Genomic DNA, 17536 nt, shown 5'->3' with positions numbered 1-17536 from the left:
CGCATTCCCCCCGTGAGGTGCCGCCCTTTCAGACTCCTCTGCCTCTGGTGGAGCAGTTGTTCTGCACCGTCAATCGGATGCGGTGACTTGCCCACAGGGCGTGGGTTCTGGCCCTTCGCGCGGATGCCAGGGCGCATAGTTTCGGGGGATGCCACAGCCGTTCATCATCCAGCCGCGTGACACTGCGCGTGCGGCCGCGGGCATCCAGGCGCTTCCTGTCGATCTGGATGCCGCGTTCGGGCCGCTCGCCGAGCACTGTGCGGACCCGCGGGTGACCGACGTCTTCGTCAACGGTGTCGACGGTCTTTTCATCGACCGGGGCGATGGGGCCGAGCGGGTGGCGGCGTGGGCGGCCTCCGAGCGTGAGGTGCGCGACCTCGCTGTGGCGCTGATTGGCGCGGGCGGGCGGCATCTGGACGATCAATCTCCGTGCGTCGATGTGCGACTTTCCGCCGGTATCCGTGTGCACGCGGTGCTGTCGCCGGTGTCCACGTCCGGCACAGCGGTGTCGGTGCGCATCCCACGGGTGGGGGTGGCAGATCTGGATGCCCTCGCCGCGCTCGGCGCGTTCGATGCCCGTCAACGCGCCTGGCTGGAACAGCTCGTGATGGATCGAGCGAATATCCTCCTCACCGGCGGCACCGGCACGGGAAAGACGACGCTGCTGGCCGCTCTGCTGCACGCTGTGCCGGCGTCGGAGCGCATCGTGACCATTGAGGATGTCGCCGAGTTGCGCCCCGCGCATCCGCATCATGTGGCCCTCGAGGCCAGGCAGGCGAACCTCGAGGGTGCCGGGTCGATCACACTTGCGCGCCTGGTAAGGGAATCGCTGCGGATGCGCCCAGATCGCCTCATCGTCGGCGAATGCCGCGGTGAGGAAGTGCGCGAACTGCTGTCGGCGTTGAACACCGGTCACGACGGTGGCGCGGGCACTCTGCACGCCAGTGGTCTCGTCGATGTGCCTGCTCGACTTGAGGCGCTCGGTGCGCTCGCCGGGATGGATGCCACGGCGCTGGCGCGTCAGGCCGTGAGTGCATTCACCATCGTGGTTCATCTTGCTCGCGGGACAGACGGCGTGCGCCGGATCGCGCAGGCAGGGCGGTTTCTGTTGCGCGCCGACCGCCTCGATATTGAAGAGGTGCAGCCGTGGTGAGCGTGCGTGGGCGCAAAACGGCGGATGCCAGCGCCGAAGCCGCCGCCGTATCGGTGCGCACCCTCGCCGTGCTGTTGCAGGCGGGAGCTGTACCGCTGATCGCGTGGCGACACCTCGCCGGTTCAGGGGACGTGCACGCCGAGCGAGTGGTCGAACGCTGCGACGATGGCATGCCTCTCGTCTCCGCGATCGAGACGGAGGGCGGCGCATGGAGCGACGTCGCCGCGGCCTGGGACGTCGCGACGACAGTGGGCGCCCCGCTGGCCGAGGTGCTGAGATCTTTGGCGGAGACGATGCAGGATGCCGCATCGGCCGCCGACGACGTGCGCATCGCGCTCGCCGAACCCGCCGGCACGGCCCGCCTTCTGATGTGGATGCCGCTGGCAGGACTCATACTCGGATTCGCGCTGGGGTTCGACACACTGGGCGTGCTCATCGGCAACCCGATCGGGACAGCCTGTCTTGTCGCGGGCCTCGCGCTGGTCTTCTGCGCGCGAGCGTGGACGCACAAGCTTCTGCGGCGCGCGCAACCCGACCCTGGCACACCGGGGATGCATGCCGAGCTCGTCGCCGTCGCGCTCTCCGGCGGAGCATCCATCGACCGCTCGCTGCGCCTCGTCGACGACAGCCCCGCGCGCGACCGGCTGAGCGGCGCGCGCACGACGGGAGTGCTGGCACTGTCGCGCGCTGCGGGGGTTCCCGCGGGCGAGCTCCTGCGTGCCGCTGCCGCACAGGAACGACACGATGCGCGCATCCGTGGGCGTCTGCGCGCGGCCAAGCTCTCGTCCCAACTGCTCATCCCACTCGGTGTCTGCACGCTGCCCGCGTTCCTGCTGTTGGGCGTCGCGCCGATGATCCTCTCCGTGCTCTCATCCACCCCGCTGCCGATCTGACGACAGCGCCAATGAAAGAAGGAACACATGAACACCATCTCCACCCTCACCAGACGGCGCGCCGCGTCGTTATTCACAGACGAGTCGGGTGCCGCGACCGCTGAATATGCGATCACGACAATGGCTGCCGTTGCATTTGCTGGACTTCTCGTCGTCATCATGCGCTCGGATGAGGTGCGCGGCATCCTCACCGATCTCGTGCGCCGGGCATTGACCGTGTCATAGCGATGTGGCTCAAGACGACCGTCCGTGCGATGAAGACAGACGCGCACGGATCTGTCGCCGCAGAGCTCGCGCTCGCCCTCCCCGCAGTGGTGCTCACGCTGCTGCTGGGAGCGGGCGCGCTGGGCGCTGCGGCGCGGCAGGTCTCACTTCAGGATGCTGTCGCCGATGCTGCGCGGCTTCTCGGCCGCGGAGAGGACACTGCGACCGCGTATGCGGTGGTGGTGGCATCCGTCAGCGATGCGCAGGTATCCAGCGAGCAGCGTGGCGATTTGTCCTGCGTCAGTGCACGGCTCGACGTCACGATCGGGCGGGTCATTCAGATTCCCCTGACGGCGTCGAGCTGTGCGCTCAGCGGAGGTCTCTGATGGCCGGATCTGCACTCGCGGCCGGTGTGCTGGCTGTCGCCGCAGCGCTCTCATTGGGACTCGCGGCCGTCGGCGGCGCCGCCGTCACGGCGCAGCGAGCGGCCGGGGCTGCGGACGCGGCGGCACTGGCCGCAGCTGACGCCGTCTCCGGGGCGATCATCACCGATGAGGAGCCCTGCGCGCTCGCCGCGCGAGTGGCCGCGGCATCCGGTGCGACTCTCACCTCGTGCACAATCGACGGGTCAGTGGCGACCGTTCAGGTTCAAGCGGCGTACTCTGGTCTAGCTGCCGTCTCCCGAGCCCGCGCCGGGCCACCAGAGGGATTCTGACGGCATTGATCCGGGCTTCACCCACGGCTTCGCTGTGAACGCACCATGCAAGTGGTGTGTATGGTGTGCTTCGAAGAAAGGACGCACCCTTGGCTGAAGGCAAAAAGCTCGTCATCGTCGAGTCTCCGACGAAGATGCGGTCGATTCAGGGGTACCTCGGTGATGACTACGAGGTACTCAGCTCTGTCGGCCATATTCGCGACCTCGCTGATAAGAAGGACATCCCCGCTGCCGACAAGGCCGCGTACGGGAAGTATTCGATCGACATCGAGAACGGCTTCGACCCGTACTATGTCGTCTCCGATCGCAAGACGAAGACGGTCGCCGAACTCAAGCGTGCGTTGAAGAATGCCGACGAGCTCCTCCTCGCAACTGATGAGGACCGCGAGGGCGAGGCGATCGCCTGGCACCTGCTGGAGACGCTGAAACCGAAGGTTCCCGTCAAGCGCATGGTGTTCCACGAGATCACCAAGGACGCGATCCAGGCTGCCGTCGGCAACACCCGCGAGCTCGACCTCGCACTTGTCGACGCACAGGAAACCCGCCGCATCCTTGACCGCCTGTACGGCTGGGATGTCTCGCCGGTGCTCTGGTACAAGGTGAAGACCGGTCTGTCGGCCGGCCGTGTGCAGTCCGCAGCCACCCGCATGATCGTCGAGCGTGAACGCGAGCGCATGGCGTTCGTCTCCGCCGAATACTGGGATGTCGATGCGTCCGCGTCCAGTGGTATCTCCTTCCGCGTGCGCCTCGTGCGTGTCGACGGCGGCCAGCTCGCCCGAGGTACTGACTTCGATGACGCCGGAAAACTGAAGAAGGCCGTCCTTGTTCTCGATGAGAAAAAGGCCACAGCTCTCGCACACGCCGTGGAGAAAACCGGCGCTGGCACCGTTACCAAGGTCGAGGCGAAGCCCGGAACCCGCAGCCCCTACGCACCATTCACGACTTCCACGCTGCAGCAGGAAGCCGGTCGCAAGCTCTCGATGAGTGCGAAGCAGGCGATGAGTGTCGCCCAGCGTCTGTACGAAAAGGGTTTCATCACCTATATGCGTACCGACTCTGTCGCGCTGAGCACCCAAGCAGTGCAGGCAGCACGGAGCCAGGCGGTCTCGCTCTACGGTGACAAGGCTGTGCCGCTGAAGCCGCGCGTCTACAAGTCCAAGAGCAAGAACGCACAGGAGGCGCACGAGGCGATCCGCCCATCGGGCGAGAAGTTCCGCACCCCGGCATCCGTGTCTGGCGAGCTCGACCGCGAAGAGCAGCGGGTTTACGACCTGATCTGGAAGCGCACCGTCGCCAGCCAGATGGCCGACGCGAAGTACGAGACCACCACGGTCACCATTGCCGTCGACGCCGATGGCCAGAACGCCGAGTTCACGGCATCCGGAACCGTTTACACCTTCAAGGGCTTCCTCGAGGCCTATGAAGAGGGCCGCGACGAGAAGCGCGGCGATGCCGACGCAGCCTCGGACCAGTCGCTTCCTGCCGTCGCCGTCGGTGACGCGCTGGTGATGTCGGATGCTGAGGCAAAGGGCCACAAGACCAATCCGAAGCCCCGCTTCACTGAAGCGTCGCTGGTGAAGACGCTCGAAGAGCACGGCATCGGCCGCCCATCGACATTCGCCAGCATCATCGGCACAGTCATCGATCGCGGCTACGCCACCAAGCGCGGCCAGGCGCTTGTGCCGACCTGGATGGCATTCAGCGTCGTGCGTCTGCTGGAGGAGCACTTTGCGCACCTCATCGATTACGACTTCACCGCCGGCCTCGAGGATGACCTCGACGCGATCGCACGCGGTGAGCAGAAGCGCGGCGAATGGCTGAAGTCGTTCTACTTCGGTACCGATGAGCAGGTGGGACTACGCCAGGTCGTCGACAACCTCGGTGAGATCGACGCCCGCGCGCTGAACTCGACCAAGATCACCGACACGGCGACCCTGAGGTTCGGCAAGTACGGCCCCTACCTTGAGGTCATCGACCCGGCGAAACCGGAGGAGCGCGGGCGCATCGTCAACGTTCCGGAAGAGCTCGCGCCGGACGAGCTCACCGCAGCCAAGGCGCAGGAGCTCATCGACGCTCCCGTTGCCGGCGACCGCGTGCTCGGTGAGAACCCCGAGAACGGTCGAGTCATCGTCGTCAAGGACGGACGCTACGGCGCCTACGTGCAGGAGAACTTGCCCGAGGAAGTCGTTCCCGCCGATGAAGCCGTTGTGGTTGATGAAGCCACCGGCGAGGTCGTCGAGGCGCCCAAGAAGAAAAAGAAGCCCGCCAAGAAGGATGCGCCGAAGCCTCGCACCGGTTCGCTGTTCCGTTCGATGGCGGTCGACACGATCGATCTCGACACCGCGCTGCAATTGTTGAGCCTGCCGCGAGTGGTCGGCGCTGATCCTGAATCAGGCGACGAGATCACCGCTCAGAACGGCCGGTACGGTCCGTACCTGAAGAAGGGCGCCGATTCGCGTTCGCTCGAGGGCGAAGCGCAGATCTTCGAGGTCACCCTGGAGCAGGCCCTCGCGATCTACGCGCAGCCGAAGTACGGTGCCGGCTCTCGTCGTGCATCGAGCGCGCTCGCCGAGTTCGAAGCTGATCCTGTCAGTGGCAAACTGATCCGCATCCGCGATGGCCGCTTCGGTGCGTACGTCACCGACGGTGAGACGAACGTGACGATTCCGCGCGGGCAGAAGCCGGAAGAGATCACCTTCGAGATCGCCGTGCAGATGCTTGCCGACAAGCGCGCCAAGGGTCCTGCGCCCAAGCGTGGTGCTGCAAAGAAGGCGCCGGCAAAGAAGGCTGCCGCGAAGAAGGCGCCGGCGAAGAAGGCTGTAGCGAAGAAAGCTCCGGCCAAGGCCGCTGCGAAGACCGATGAAGAGAAGGCTGCGGCGCGCTCGGCTGCGGCGAAGAAGGCCGCGGCTACTCGTGCGGCCAACGCCGCCAAAAAGGCGGCCTCGTGACCGCACGCCCAGGGCTGTGGATCACTCTCGAAGGCGGCGACGGCTCTGGGAAGACCACACAGGCTGAGCTGCTGGAGACGTGGCTGACGGATGCTGGGCACACGGTCGTTCGCACGCGTGAGCCCGGCGGCAGCGAGGTCGGTCAGCTGGTCCGCGACATCGTTCTGCACCACCGTGGCGACATCGCCCCGCGTGCCGAGGCGCTGCTCTATGCGGCTGACCGTGCGCATCACGTCGCAACTGTCGTGCAGCCCGCGCTCGATCGTGGCGATATCGTGCTGCAGGACCGCTACCTCGACTCCTCTGTCGCCTATCAGGGCGCAGGTCGCGTTCTCGATGCTGTCGAAGTGCGCGAACTGTCGCTGTGGGCTGCCGAAGGCGCGCTGCCTGACCTGACTGTGCTGCTCGACCTTGATCCTGCTGCAGCGCGTGTGCGCCTCGACTCCGCTGACAAGCCGTTCGATCGCCTGGAGGCCGAGAAGGCCGAGTTTCACACTCGAGTGCGAGAGTCTTTCCTGCAGCTCGCCGAGGCCGAGCCCGAGCGTTTCCTGGTGCTGGATGCCTCGGCATCCGTTGACGAGATCTCCGAAGCTGTCCGTACCCGCGTCGCTACGCTTGTCTGAGCCCGCATCATGCACCACAGCACGGCGGGCGCTGTCGGACACTCCAGTTAGGCTGAGTCCATGCCATCCGTAGCCCTCGCGCCGTTCCCGTGGACGGACATTTGGGGCCAGGACGACGCCGTCGATGCACTGCGCACCGCGGCATCCGATCCCGCTGCGCTTTCGCACGCCTGGCTGATCACGGGCCCGCCAGGGTCGGGGCGATCAACGCTCGCGTACGCCTTCGCCGCGGCACTCGTCGCCGACACACCAGACGACGAGCACACCATGCGGCAGGTGCTCGCCGGCACGCATCCCGATGTCACGGCGCTGCGCACCGACAAGGTCATCATCACGATCAAAGAGGCGCGTGCGCTCGTCGAGCGTTCCTACTTCGCCCCATCGGCCGGGCGCTATCGGGTTCTCGTTGTCGAAGACGCCGATCGCATGGTCGAGCGCACCTCCAACGTTCTGCTGAAGGCGCTTGAAGAGCCGCCGGAGAACACCGTGTGGATTCTCTGCGCGCCCAGCGAAGCAGATCTCCTGCCGACGATCCGCTCGAGAGTGCGGACGCTGCGATTGCGTGAGCCAGATGTCGCCGACGTCACACGGCTGATCGTGCAGCGCACCGGCGCCGATGAAGCGATCGCAGAGCAGGCCGCCCGGCACGCGCAACGCCACATCGGCATGGCGCAGCGACTGGCGACGGATGAGGCTGCTCGCCGCAGGCGCGACACGACGCTGCGCTCCGTGCTCGGGGTGCGAGGTGTGGGCAGCGCCGTGGAAGTCGCGGGCGAGATCATCCAGGCCGCCACAGAGGACGCCAAGACGCTCACCGCTGAGCGGGATGCCGCCGAACGTGCGTCGCTGCTGCGAATGGTCGGAGTCGGAGAAGGGCAGGCGGTGCCGCCGGCGCTGCGCGCTCAGATCTCCGCGCTGGAAGACGACCAGAAGAAACGCGCGACGCGTAGCCTCCGCGATGGCATCGACCGCGTGCTCACCGATTTACAGTCGATGTTCCGTGACGTCGTCATGCTGCAGTTCGGCCGCGGCGACGACCTCATAAACCGTGAATTGTATGATGATCTGAGTGCGTTGGCCACAGCATGGCCGGTGGAACGTACGCTGGTCGTTCTTGACCATCTCGCTGAGACGAGAGAGTCGCTGGAGCGTAACGTCGCCCCGACTCTCGCCCTGGAAAGTTTGCTCGTGACTGTCGCGAGCGGGAGGAAACCGTGAACACTCGACCGACTTCTCGCCTGCGACGTCTCGCCGTGATGACGGCGGGGCTTGCCGCGGCAGCTGTGGCACTGAGCGGATGCCTGTATTCGGTGATCCCTGAGGAGGCCGCGCCGCGTCCTTCCCAGACGAACGCGCCAGACACCGAGGGTGTTGCGGCGGACCTGCTGCCGTTCTACGAGCAGACTCTCGACTGGACATCGTGCGACGACGGCCCCGTCGGGTTCGACTGCACGTACGTGACCGCGCCGCTGGACTGGGAGAACCCGGGCGACGGCGACATCGAGATCTCAGTGTCGCGCCACCAGGCCACAGGCACGCCGATCGGATCGCTGCTCACCAATCCCGGCGGCCCCGGCGGCAGCGGGCGGGACTTCATCCTGAACAGCCTCGACTACGCCGTCGGCGCCGACCTCATCGACAACTACGACGTGATCGGGTTCGACCCGCGCGGCGTGGGTGATTCCACGGCCGTGACGTGCTTCGACGCCGGCAACATGGATAAGTACCTCTATGACATCCCCGAGGCGCCGCGCGGCAGCGACGCCTGGGAGGCTGAGCTCACGAAGGCAGACCAGGCGTTCGCCGACGCGTGTGAGGCTAACAGTGATGGCATCCTGCCATTCATCACGACGATCAACTCCGCCCGCGACATGGATCTGCTTCGCGCAGTACTGGGAGACGCGCAGCTTAACTATCTGGGCTACTCGTACGGCACGTTCCTCGGCGCGACCTACGCGAACCTGTACCCGGACAAGGCTGGGCGCCTTGTGCTTGACGGTGCGATCGATCCCGCCGTCTCCGGACTTGAGGTCGGGACCACTCAGGCTCTTGGATTCGAGTCGGCGCTGCGCGCCTACATGCAGGACTGCCTTGATTCCGGTGAGTGCCCATTCAACGGCACTGTCGACGAGGCCATGGCTGATCTTGGTGCGCTCCTCGCCAGCGTCGATCGCAGCCCGCTCAAGAATGACGACGGGCGCATGCTCGGTGCCGACTCGCTCATGACAGCGATCATCGTCACGCTGTATTCGGAGGGCAACTGGGGCAGCCTCACGCAGGCGCTCGATGGGGTGCTGCAGGGCGATGCTTACGTAGCGTTCTACCTCGCCGATGCCTACAACGCCCGCGAGGACGGTATCTACCTCGACAACTCCAGCGAGGCGTTCACTGCCTACAACTGCATGGACTATCCGGTCGAGAACGATCAGGCGGCAGAGGATGCTTCGACGAAGAAGATCGAAGCAGGAGCGCCGACCATCGCGCCATACTGGAGCGGCCCAGACACCTGCGCCGTCTGGCCATATGAGCCGACCGGAACGCGCGGTGAGATTCACGCCGAGGGTGCGGGGCCGATCCTCGTGGTCGGCACGACCAACGACCCGGCGACCCCCTACGAGTGGTCTGTCTCACTTGCGGAGCAGCTCGAAGAGGGCGTGCTGATCACTCGCGTGGGCGAGGGGCACACCGGCTACAACAAGGGCAACATCTGTGTCGACTCGGCCGTTGAGGCGTTCCTCCTCGATGATGTCGTTCCCGCGGAAGACCTGCACTGCGACTGATTTCGCGATGAGGGTCGGAGCAAGGTAATATCGTTGATCGTGCCGCTCTCGTAGCGCACGCCGCCTTAGCTCAGTCGGTAGAGCATCTCACTCGTAATGAGAAGGTCGTCAGTTCGATTCTGACAGGCGGCTCCACGCAGGAGGACAAGCCCCGTGATGTGAAGAACATCACGGGGCTTTGCCGTTCATCCGATGCGCTCCGCGAGCGCGACGATGATGCCCTCCGGGCCGCGCACATAGGCCATCCGCCAGATGTGCTCGTATTCTCCGACGCCACCGATCAGTTCGTATCCGTCCTCGTCCAGCCGCTCGACAAGCGCTGGCAGATCGTCGACCTCGAAGGCGACGCTGCGCAGGCCGAGTTCGTTGGCCATCGCCGACGGCTGACCGGGTTCAGGATCGGGGCGTTCGAAGCCCGAAAGTTCGACGCCGGTGCCGCCGCCCGGTGCCTGCAGCATGACGATCGTTGTCCTCGCTTCGGGAATACCGCACACGGTGTCGAGGAACTCGCCCTCCATCTGTACCGGACCGCCCAGTTTCTCCAGGCCTAGATCCAGAAAGAACTTCGTCACCGTGTCGAGGTCCGCGACGGTGATTCCCACATGATCGAAACGTTTGATGGCACCCATGGCGCCGATTCTCCTCGCCTCGTCGATGCATTGCCAGGTGTCGCGAGAACGCTCCATGTGCGGAGAACGCGGAGCGCGTACCCTCGAAGTATGACCAGGGCACTACTCATCGTCGACGTGCAGAACGATTTCACCGAGGGCGGCACGCTCGCTGTCGCGGGAGGTGACGCCGTGGCATCCGGCATCACCGCCTATCTCGCCGCGCACGCGGGCGACTATGAGGTGATCGTGGCGTCGCGAGACTGGCACGACGCCGACAGCGACAATGGTGGGCACTTCGCCGACGAGCCCGACTTCGTGGACACCTGGCCGTTGCACTGCGTCGCGGACAGCGCCGGTGCCGAGTACGACCCGTTGCTCGTGACGGATGCCGTCACGCACCACATCCGCAAGGGGCAGGGCGTTGCCGCGTATTCGATGTTCGAGGGCGTCGGAGATGACGGCGCTTCTGTCGCCGTTGTGCTGAGCGGCCACGGCGTGCTCAGTGCCGATGTGGTCGGCCTCGCGACGGATCATTGCGTCCGGGCATCCGCGCTTGACGCCATCGCGCACGGCGTACACGTGCGAGTACTGACCGATCTCATTGCCGGAGTGGATGCGGAGAGCAGCGAGGCGGCGCTGGCCGAGCTCGCGCATGCGGGTGCAGAGCTGGTCACCTCGTCGTGAGCCGCAGTATCCTCCTGCTGCGTGCCGTGAACGTCAGCGGCCGCAATCTCGTGCCGATGGCGCGGTTGCGTGAAGTGTTGGCCTCCGAAACTTCGCTCACCGGCGTCTCGACATACATTGCCAGCGGGAATATCATCTGCGATGAGCCGGTGGATGCTGCATCCACCTGTTCCCGCGTGCGCGAGGTGATCGCGACCGGGTTCGGTGTGGACACGCCCGTGATCGCCCGCACTCACAGCGAGTTGGCGACGTCACTTGCCGCGCAGCCGTTCGGCGGCGGCGCGGAGAAACTGGTCCATGCGATGTTTCTGGAGGGTGCGCCAGCACCTGGAGCGATCGCGGCGCTCGAGACGAGGCTCGTGCCGGGGGAGGAGCTCGCACTCATCGGCCGTGACCTCTGGATCAACTACGCCGAAAGTGGCGTCCACTCTACGAAGCTCACCAAATCCGTGCTCGATCGGGCCTTGGGAGTCGCGGGTACCGCCCGCAACCTGCGCACGACCAGGAAGCTTGCCGAGTTGACGGCATGACGACGTATCCGTCCACGATCGCCGCCGCGATCGACCACGAGTTGGTGATCAAGAAGTCGCGATTCATCACGCACGTGGCGCCGGTTGCCTCGCCAGAAGACGCGGATGCCGTCATCGCCGCGGTGAAGAAGCGTGCGTGGGATGCGCGGCACAACTGCTCCGCGCAGGTCACCGGTGATCTCGGAGACCGTGCCCGATCCTCGGATGACGGCGAGCCATCCGGCACGGCCGGGATTCCGATGCTCGAGGTTCTGCGCCGGCGGGAGCTCACCGACGTCGTCGCCGTGGTCACGCGCTACTTCGGCGGCATCAAACTCGGCGCGGGCGGGTTGGTGCGCGCATATTCGTCAGCAGTCTCTGAAGCGTTGAATCTCGCCACGCTGGTTGACCGTCACGTGCTTACTGAGGTCACGATCTCGGTCAATCATGCGGATGCGGGGCGCTTCGACAACCTGCTCCGAGATTGGGTGCGCGGTCATGGTGTCCAGGGAATCGGTGCAGTGCTCGGTGATCCGGTCTACGGCGCGACGGCCCGATTCGAGGTGTGGGCGCCGCCGGCGGCGGTCGTGGGGCTCTCCGCAGAGATCGCTGCGGCATCCGGTGGTGCGGTCGAGGCGGTGCTCACCGGCGTTGAACGACTCGTGGGCGTGCCTCGTCCCCCGATTCGCGGCTGAAGGCCACCGTGCCCGATTCACGGCTACGATCTAGCATCGCGGCGGAGCGCCAGTTCCTCCCCATGCGCTCATACGTCACGATCGCGTGGCAGTTGCGGCAACGGACATCGCACTTGCCGATCTCGTCATTGATCGTACGCAGGCTGAAACCGTCGCGTACCAGCTTCATCACCGCGTCCCGTTTCTGCGTACCGGGGCGATGATCGAAGTCGAGGACTCTGAGATCGGAAGTGCCACAGTCGACGCAGGGATGAGTCAGAAGGTGGTCGGTGATGAACGCGATGCTCGAGGCGCGTTGCGCATCCGTGCGTGCACGAATCACCGTGATGTGGTGCTCGCGATTGCGTTGGTAGTACTCGCGAGACGAGGCTCGATTGCAGTCTCGACACACTTCCTGGCGGCCGTCTACTCGTGAGGATTTCCGATTGAAATCGGTCAACGGCTTAACCTTCTGACAGGTGCCGCATTTCTTCATGCAGACACCATAACGTCGAGGTCAGACGTTTAAATGCGGTGGGCCCCATGGGGCTCGAACCCATGACCCGCGGATTAACATACCACTTCGGCTTTCGCCGCCGCCCGCTGGGCGTTCGTGGTCTGGACTGTCCCTTCACCATAGCTTTCGCTGTAGGTGCCACCCGTCCAGTCTCTACACCTTCCGGACTTGCGTCCGGCTTGGCTCGGGATCGCCAACTGGTTTCCCAGGAAGGGTTCCCCGACTTTGAGTGGTGTCATCCCCGAAGTTTCCCCCGAGGCGCTCCTATTTTGTTGAAGTCCGATGCTCTGCCAACTGAGCTAGAGGCCCGCGCAATTAGTCTAGCTGTACTTCCCACCGGTGCTTTGCCGCGGGGACCTTGAAGTCAGCGCGGCGTAGTGCGTACAAAAGCGCGGTCGCCGACGACATGGTGTCGTCGGCGACCGCGCTTCTACCGATTGTGCCGTTGCTCCCCCGAACCGGCACGATCAGATCCGTCCGGTCACTCAGCCGGGGGCATCAGAACCGAGTCGATGAGGTATACGGTCGCGTTCGCGGTCTGGACTCCACCGCAGATGACGTTGGCGTCGTTGACCATCCACGCGTCCCCGCTGCCGGTGACCTCGAGGTCTGCACCCTGAACTGTGGTGTGCATGCCGGCGATGTCCGCAGGCTCGATCTGGCCGGGAACCACGTGGTACGTGAGGATCGACGACAGCGTGGCCGAGTCGGTCTTCAGGCCCTCGATGGTGGCGGGGTCAATCATCGCAAATGCGTCATCCACGGGTGCGAACACGGTGAACTCGTCGCCGTTCAGGGTGTCAACGAGGTTCACATCAGGGTTCAGTTGTCCGCTCACTGCAGCGACGAGCGTCGTCAGCAGCGGGTTGTTGGATGCCGCGACCGCAACTGGATCCTGAGACATGCCCTGGATCGAGCCTCCGCCGTCCGGGACAGCTTCTGCGTACGCCTCGCAGCCGGGGCCGACGAGGTTCGCCGCGGGATCCATGGCCTCGGGCATCGCCTCCGGCGTCGTTTCCGTGGTCTCTGAAGACTCAGGTGTGGTGGGCTCTGCCTCGTCGGCAGTATCGGTGCCCATGGAACAACCCGACAGCACGAGAACGCTGGCGAAGCCGAGCGACAGAGCTGCGGTGATCTTCTTCTTGGTGCTGAACATGTCTACCTCCGGGAATCGGAGCCACGGACTTCCCGTGGCGTTGATGATTCTTCGGAGCCCCTCCCACATCGGATGGGAACTTTCTTGAAAAACTTTTGAGCCAATCCATTCGGCCGCTCAATCCGAAGTACCCGCAACGGAAGGCGAGGAAATGGACCTCATCATCATCGGGCTGCTCGGCGGCCTCATAACGGGGATCTCTCCGTGCATCTTGCCGGTACTCCCGGTCATCTTCCTCACTGGAGGCGCACAGTCGGCGCGTTTTGAAGGCGAAGGGGATACGGTTCCGGCTCGACGCAGTCGTCCGTATCTCGTTATCGCGGGACTCGTTCTGAGCTTCAGCCTGGTCACTCTGGTCGGATCCCTCATCCTCGGACTCCTGGGCCTCCCGCAGGACATCATCCGATGGGTAGGGATCGTCGTACTCGCGCTCCTGGGTGTCGGGCTGCTCGTCCCGAAGCTTGAGCGGCTGCTGGAGAGGCCTTTCCAACGTCTTCAGTCTCGAAAGGAAGTGAAGAACCAGGGCAGCGGCTTTGGCGTCGGGCTCGCGCTCGGCGCGGTCTTCGTCCCCTGTGCCGGTCCGGTGCTCGCGGCGATCATCGTGGCAGGCGCCACCGGTCAGATCGGCATCGGCACCGTGGCACTCACGTTCTCCTTCGCTACCGGCGTGGCCATTCCCCTTCTCGTCTTCGCCCTCGCGGGTCGAAGTGTCGTCGAGCGGATCCGAGCATTTCGCACACGTGAGCGCGGACTGCGCATCGCTGCGGGCATCGCGATGATCGCACTCGCTGTCGGACTCGTCTTCAACGTGCCGCAGATGCTGCAGCGACTTGTTCCGGACTACACGGCAGGGATCCAAGAAGACCTGGCAGACAAGCAGGCCGATGCGCTCGACCTCGGCGGCCTCGTCACCGACGAGAACCGCGAGCTCGACAACTGCACTAACGGAGCCGAAGAGCTCGAGTCCTGCGGGACGGCGCCATCGATTCGCGGCATAGCGGAGTGGCTGAACACCCCCGGCGGTGAAGCGATCGACCTGAAAGATCTGCGTGGACAGGTCGTGCTGATCGACTTCTGGGCGTACTCGTGCATCAACTGCCAGCGCTCCCTCCCACATGTCGTCGCCTGGGATGAGGCGTACAAGGACGCGGGGTTGCAGGTCATCGGAATCCATTCCCCCGAGTACGCGTTCGAGAAGGATGCGGCCAACGTGGCTGCCGGAATCGAGGACTTCGGCATCGACTATCCCGTCGCACTCGACAACAACCTTTCCACCTGGACGAACTACCGCAACCGCTACTGGCCCGCGCATTACCTCATCGACGCCGAGGGCACCGTCCGACACATTTCGTTCGGCGAGGGCAACTACGCAGCGACCGAGAGCATGATCCGCGAACTGCTTGAGGATGCCGACCCCGCAGCCACGCTGCCGGAGCCGACAGAGGTCGCAGATGCGACGCCGGAGCTCGGTTCGACGACGCCCGAAACGTTCCTCGGCTCTTCCAAGGACATCAACTACGGCGGCGGCGACGCCTACGGTGCAGGGACCACGACCTTCGCGTTCCCCGACAAGCAACCAGCCGACTCGTTCGCCCTGGAGGGGGAGTGGGAGATCGCGACCCAGTTCGCGACTCCCGCAGGCGATGGCGGAAGCATCCGTCTGACCTACCGGGCCGCCGAGGTGAGGATCGTGCTCGCCGGCGAGGGAGAAATCATCGTCACCACCCGGAACGGCGAGAGACGCACGATCTCGGTCGACGGCACACCGAAGTCGTATCAGCTCCTGAAGACCGCCGACGGTGAGACCGGTGAGCTGACGGTAGAGGTTCCGACCGGCATCCAGGCATACTCCTTCACATTCGGATGAGCCGTGGCAGATGAGCCGTGTGGCGGATGAGCGGTGTGGGATGACGTGCTGATCGGCGCGTGGTTCGGAGGAGAAGAGGAGATACGGCATGCTTGTGGGGATGGTCATCGACGGCGTGGATATGCGCGAGGACGGCACGGCAGGAGATCCCGTCGCCGACCTCCTCATCCGCGTCGCCGGCGGAGACCAGACCGCCTTTGCGGAACTCTACGACCTGCTCTCCTCTCGCGTGTTCGGACTCATCCTGCGCGTCCTCGTCAATCGCTCGCAGAGTGAAGAGGTGCTTCAGGAGGTCTTCCTGGAGATCTGGCAATCCGCAGCGCGCTTCGCTCCGAACAAAGGGCACGGACGAACCTGGATCCTCACGATCGCTCACCGTCGGGCAGTCGATCGGGTCAGAGCATCGCAATCCAGCACGGATCGCGACGTTCGGGTCGGCATCCGCGATATCGGGGTTGCACACGACAGCGTCGCCGAGCAGGTCGAGATGAGCATCGAGGGGGACCGGGTGGTCGCAGCACTTGCGACGCTTCCTGACCCGCAGCGTGAGGCGCTCGTCCTGTCGTACTACGGCGGTTACAGTCAGAGCGAGATATCGGTGCTCATCGGAGCGCCGCTGGGAACGGTCAAGACCAGAGTAAGAGACGGACTTTCACGACTTCGGAACGAAATGGGGGTGAACGCATGAACGAGAACGAATTCGCCGAACTCGCGGCAGGGAAGGCCCTGAACGCGCTGTCGGATGCTGATAAGCAGCGCTATGCGGACGCCCTCAGCGCGCATCCTGAGTGGGCAGCGATCGCGGCAGGAGACGTCGAGACCGCAGCGATGCTCGCCGATGCCACCTCGCCCGTGGCGCCGCCTGCCGGTATTCGCGACATGCTGCTCGCGCAGATCGCCACCACGCCGCAGCAGCCGTTCGAACCGAGTCGTCCAGAATTGGTTGTTTCGGATGCGGGTGAGGGTGAGATACCCGCGCCGCGGCGATGGTCGCGCGTGCTGTTCACTCTCGCCGCGTCTGTCGTGCTTCTCGTCGGCATCGGGTTCGGGGCGGTGTATCTGTCGTCGCAGCTGGCGCCACCAGCATCCATCGTCGCTCTGGAACAGATCGAATCCGCAGCGGACGCGCAACAGGCGACGGTCGAATTGGAATCCGGCGTGCTCGCTACCGCCCACTGGTCGGAGTCCGTCGGAAATGCAGTGCTGGTCACCGAAGGCCTCGAGACGCTCAGCACGGAACAGTCGTATCAGCTGTGGTTCGTGCGTGCAGGCGAGCCTGTGCCTGCTGGGCTGTTCAACACGGATGCTGGATCTGCAACCGCCTTGCTCGACGGACCGATGCACGAGGGCGATGTCATCGCCGTGACGGTGGAAGAAGCCGGCGGATCGCCGACAGGCCTGCCTACGACGGATCCGATCATCGCGATCCCGACAGCCTGAGCACGAGTAGCCTGAGGCGCGAGTAGCCTGGATGGATGCCTGAGCAGTTCCACCGACCGGTTCGCCGACCTTCAGCATCCTTCGACAAGCTCGTCGGCGCATCCGACTCCGCCGAAGCGCAGCGCGTGGCCCACGCCACTGCATCCGCTCTGCTGACTCGAGCCCGCGACGATGAATCCGGTGAGAGCGCCAAGCGGCTGATCGCGTTCACCAGTGAACACGGTATCGACGACATCGCTGAGCTGTGGGCGACGGCGACGGCAGTCTCGCTGCCCGGCGCGCTGTGGCGACTGTATCTGCTGCAGCTTGCGATCCACACTGATCCGCAGACCTCGGCGCTGCTGTACGAGCGCGGAAGAGTCGAGTTGGCGTCGGCGGATGCCGTTGTCGCTGGAGCACCGGTGCCGGCGAGCCCGGAAGAACTCGTGGCGCTCATCGACACGATCCTGCGGGGCGTGTTCCAGGGCGACTTCGCTGTTGCATTGGAACGAGCCGCAGCTTTCTGCCGGGTGCAGGTGTCGGGTGCGACACACACCGCTGATGACTACGAGGCGACCGAGCCGGTGCGAGCGACAGAGCTCACCGCACGCGCAAGGCGTCTGCACACGTATGCGAATGACCTCAGCGCGGCGGCCGCGCTGTGGCGCGTGGGCGGCCTGACCTGATTCGAACGGTCGCGCCGGGGCGAGTGTTTATGGGCGAGCGACTGCGGGGCGAGCGCCAGGGGCGAGTGCCCGTAGGCAGAGAAAGACCGGGCCGCAG

The 17536-nt window shown here is 64.9% G+C and carries 19 protein-coding genes and 1 tRNA gene; 18 read left to right on the top strand and 2 right to left on the bottom strand.

Annotation, left to right across the window (positions count from 1 at the left end):
* Positions 1-148 precede the first annotated feature (148 nt).
* The 10 genes from ACSU04_RS16535 to ACSU04_RS16490 all read left to right on the top strand — a co-directional run bounded on the left by ACSU04_RS16535 (position 149) and on the right by ACSU04_RS16490 (position 9451).
* Positions 149-1153, top strand: coding sequence for a TadA family conjugal transfer-associated ATPase (locus ACSU04_RS16535; protein ID WP_439290315.1), 1005 nt, complete (start codon positions 149-151; stop codon positions 1151-1153).
* Positions 1147-2046: a type II secretion system F family protein gene (locus ACSU04_RS16530; RefSeq protein ID WP_439280827.1), complete on the top strand. Its 900-nt coding sequence runs from the start codon at positions 1147-1149 to the stop codon at positions 2044-2046. Before ACSU04_RS16535 ends, ACSU04_RS16530 begins: the two co-directional genes overlap by 7 nt.
* 27 nt (positions 2047-2073) lie before the next feature.
* Positions 2074-2271 (top strand): DUF4244 domain-containing protein, encoded by a 198-nt coding sequence (locus tag ACSU04_RS16525; protein ID WP_439280826.1) that lies wholly within the window; start codon positions 2074-2076, stop codon positions 2269-2271.
* Positions 2272-2300: 29 nt separating this feature from the next.
* Positions 2301-2636 (top strand): TadE family type IV pilus minor pilin, encoded by a 336-nt coding sequence (locus ACSU04_RS16520; protein ID WP_439280825.1) that lies wholly within the window; start codon positions 2301-2303, stop codon positions 2634-2636.
* The gene (locus tag ACSU04_RS16515) at positions 2636-2965 is read left to right on the top strand and encodes an Rv3654c family TadE-like protein (RefSeq protein WP_439280824.1); all 330 of its coding nucleotides are present in this window, start codon (positions 2636-2638) and stop codon (positions 2963-2965) included. The genes ACSU04_RS16520 and ACSU04_RS16515 overlap by 1 nt, the downstream gene beginning before the upstream one ends.
* Positions 2966-3054: 89 nt before the next feature.
* Complete coding sequence (topA, locus tag ACSU04_RS16510; protein WP_439280823.1) at positions 3055-5913, top strand: type I DNA topoisomerase; 2859 nt, start codon at positions 3055-3057, stop codon at positions 5911-5913.
* Complete coding sequence (gene tmk, locus ACSU04_RS16505) at positions 5910-6536, top strand: dTMP kinase (RefSeq protein ID WP_439280822.1); 627 nt, start codon at positions 5910-5912, stop codon at positions 6534-6536. Before topA ends, tmk begins: the two co-directional genes overlap by 4 nt.
* A 60-nt stretch (positions 6537-6596) precedes the next feature.
* Complete coding sequence (locus ACSU04_RS16500; protein ID WP_439280821.1) at positions 6597-7754, top strand: DNA polymerase III subunit delta'; 1158 nt, start codon at positions 6597-6599, stop codon at positions 7752-7754.
* A 38-nt stretch (positions 7755-7792) separates the two neighbouring features.
* Positions 7793-9316, top strand: a complete 1524-nt coding sequence (locus tag ACSU04_RS16495; RefSeq protein ID WP_439290361.1) for an alpha/beta hydrolase — start codon at positions 7793-7795, stop codon at positions 9314-9316.
* A gap of 59 nt (positions 9317-9375) precedes the next feature.
* A tRNA-Thr gene (locus ACSU04_RS16490) sits at positions 9376-9451 on the top strand.
* Between the two features lie 50 nt (positions 9452-9501).
* Here ACSU04_RS16490 and ACSU04_RS16485 read toward each other — a convergent pair.
* Positions 9502-9945 (bottom strand): VOC family protein, encoded by a 444-nt coding sequence (locus ACSU04_RS16485; protein WP_439290314.1) that lies wholly within the window; start codon positions 9943-9945, stop codon positions 9502-9504.
* A 90-nt stretch (positions 9946-10035) separates the two neighbouring features.
* Here ACSU04_RS16485 and ACSU04_RS16480 point away from each other — a divergent pair, with 90 nt between their 5' ends.
* The 4 genes from ACSU04_RS16480 to ACSU04_RS16465 all read left to right on the top strand — a co-directional run bounded on the left by ACSU04_RS16480 (position 10036) and on the right by ACSU04_RS16465 (position 12230).
* A complete protein-coding gene (locus tag ACSU04_RS16480) occupies positions 10036-10611 on the top strand; it encodes an isochorismatase family protein (RefSeq protein WP_439290313.1) in 576 nt (191 codons plus the stop codon).
* The gene (locus ACSU04_RS16475) at positions 10608-11141 is read left to right on the top strand and encodes a DUF1697 domain-containing protein (protein ID WP_439290312.1); all 534 of its coding nucleotides are present in this window, start codon (positions 10608-10610) and stop codon (positions 11139-11141) included. Before ACSU04_RS16480 ends, ACSU04_RS16475 begins: the two co-directional genes overlap by 4 nt.
* Positions 11138-11815, top strand: coding sequence for a YigZ family protein (locus ACSU04_RS16470; protein ID WP_439290311.1), 678 nt, complete (start codon positions 11138-11140; stop codon positions 11813-11815). The genes ACSU04_RS16475 and ACSU04_RS16470 overlap by 4 nt, the downstream gene beginning before the upstream one ends.
* An 85-nt stretch (positions 11816-11900) precedes the next feature.
* Positions 11901-12230: a hypothetical protein gene (locus ACSU04_RS16465; RefSeq protein ID WP_439290310.1), complete on the top strand. Its 330-nt coding sequence runs from the start codon at positions 11901-11903 to the stop codon at positions 12228-12230.
* A gap of 562 nt (positions 12231-12792) precedes the next feature.
* Here ACSU04_RS16465 and ACSU04_RS16460 read toward each other — a convergent pair.
* Entirely contained in the window at positions 12793-13467 is a 675-nt protein-coding gene (locus tag ACSU04_RS16460; protein WP_439280816.1) for a fasciclin domain-containing protein, read from the bottom strand.
* 151 nt (positions 13468-13618) lie between these two features.
* On the opposite strand from ACSU04_RS16460, the gene ACSU04_RS16455 reads away from it, so the two are divergent.
* The 4 genes from ACSU04_RS16455 to ACSU04_RS16440 all read left to right on the top strand — a co-directional run bounded on the left by ACSU04_RS16455 (position 13619) and on the right by ACSU04_RS16440 (position 17439).
* The gene (locus ACSU04_RS16455) at positions 13619-15334 is read left to right on the top strand and encodes a cytochrome c biogenesis protein DipZ (protein WP_439290309.1); all 1716 of its coding nucleotides are present in this window, start codon (positions 13619-13621) and stop codon (positions 15332-15334) included.
* An 88-nt stretch (positions 15335-15422) separates the two neighbouring features.
* Positions 15423-16022 carry an ECF RNA polymerase sigma factor SigK gene (sigK, locus tag ACSU04_RS16450; protein ID WP_439280814.1) on the top strand — a complete coding sequence of 200 codons (600 nt, stop codon included), beginning with the start codon at positions 15423-15425 and terminating at the stop codon, positions 16020-16022.
* Positions 16019-16774 carry an anti-sigma factor gene (locus ACSU04_RS16445; RefSeq protein ID WP_439290308.1) on the top strand — a complete coding sequence of 252 codons (756 nt, stop codon included), beginning with the start codon at positions 16019-16021 and terminating at the stop codon, positions 16772-16774. The genes sigK and ACSU04_RS16445 overlap by 4 nt, the downstream gene beginning before the upstream one ends.
* A 35-nt stretch (positions 16775-16809) precedes the next feature.
* Complete coding sequence (locus ACSU04_RS16440; protein WP_439290307.1) at positions 16810-17439, top strand: DNA-directed RNA polymerase subunit beta; 630 nt, start codon at positions 16810-16812, stop codon at positions 17437-17439.
* Positions 17440-17536 lie beyond the last annotated feature (97 nt).

The organism is Microbacterium sp. A84, from assembly GCF_051842815.1.
Classification (GTDB): Bacteria; Actinomycetota; Actinomycetes; order Actinomycetales; family Microbacteriaceae; genus Microbacterium.
Note: the sequence above shows the minus strand (reverse complement) of the source record. Positions and strands in the feature narration are given on the sequence as shown.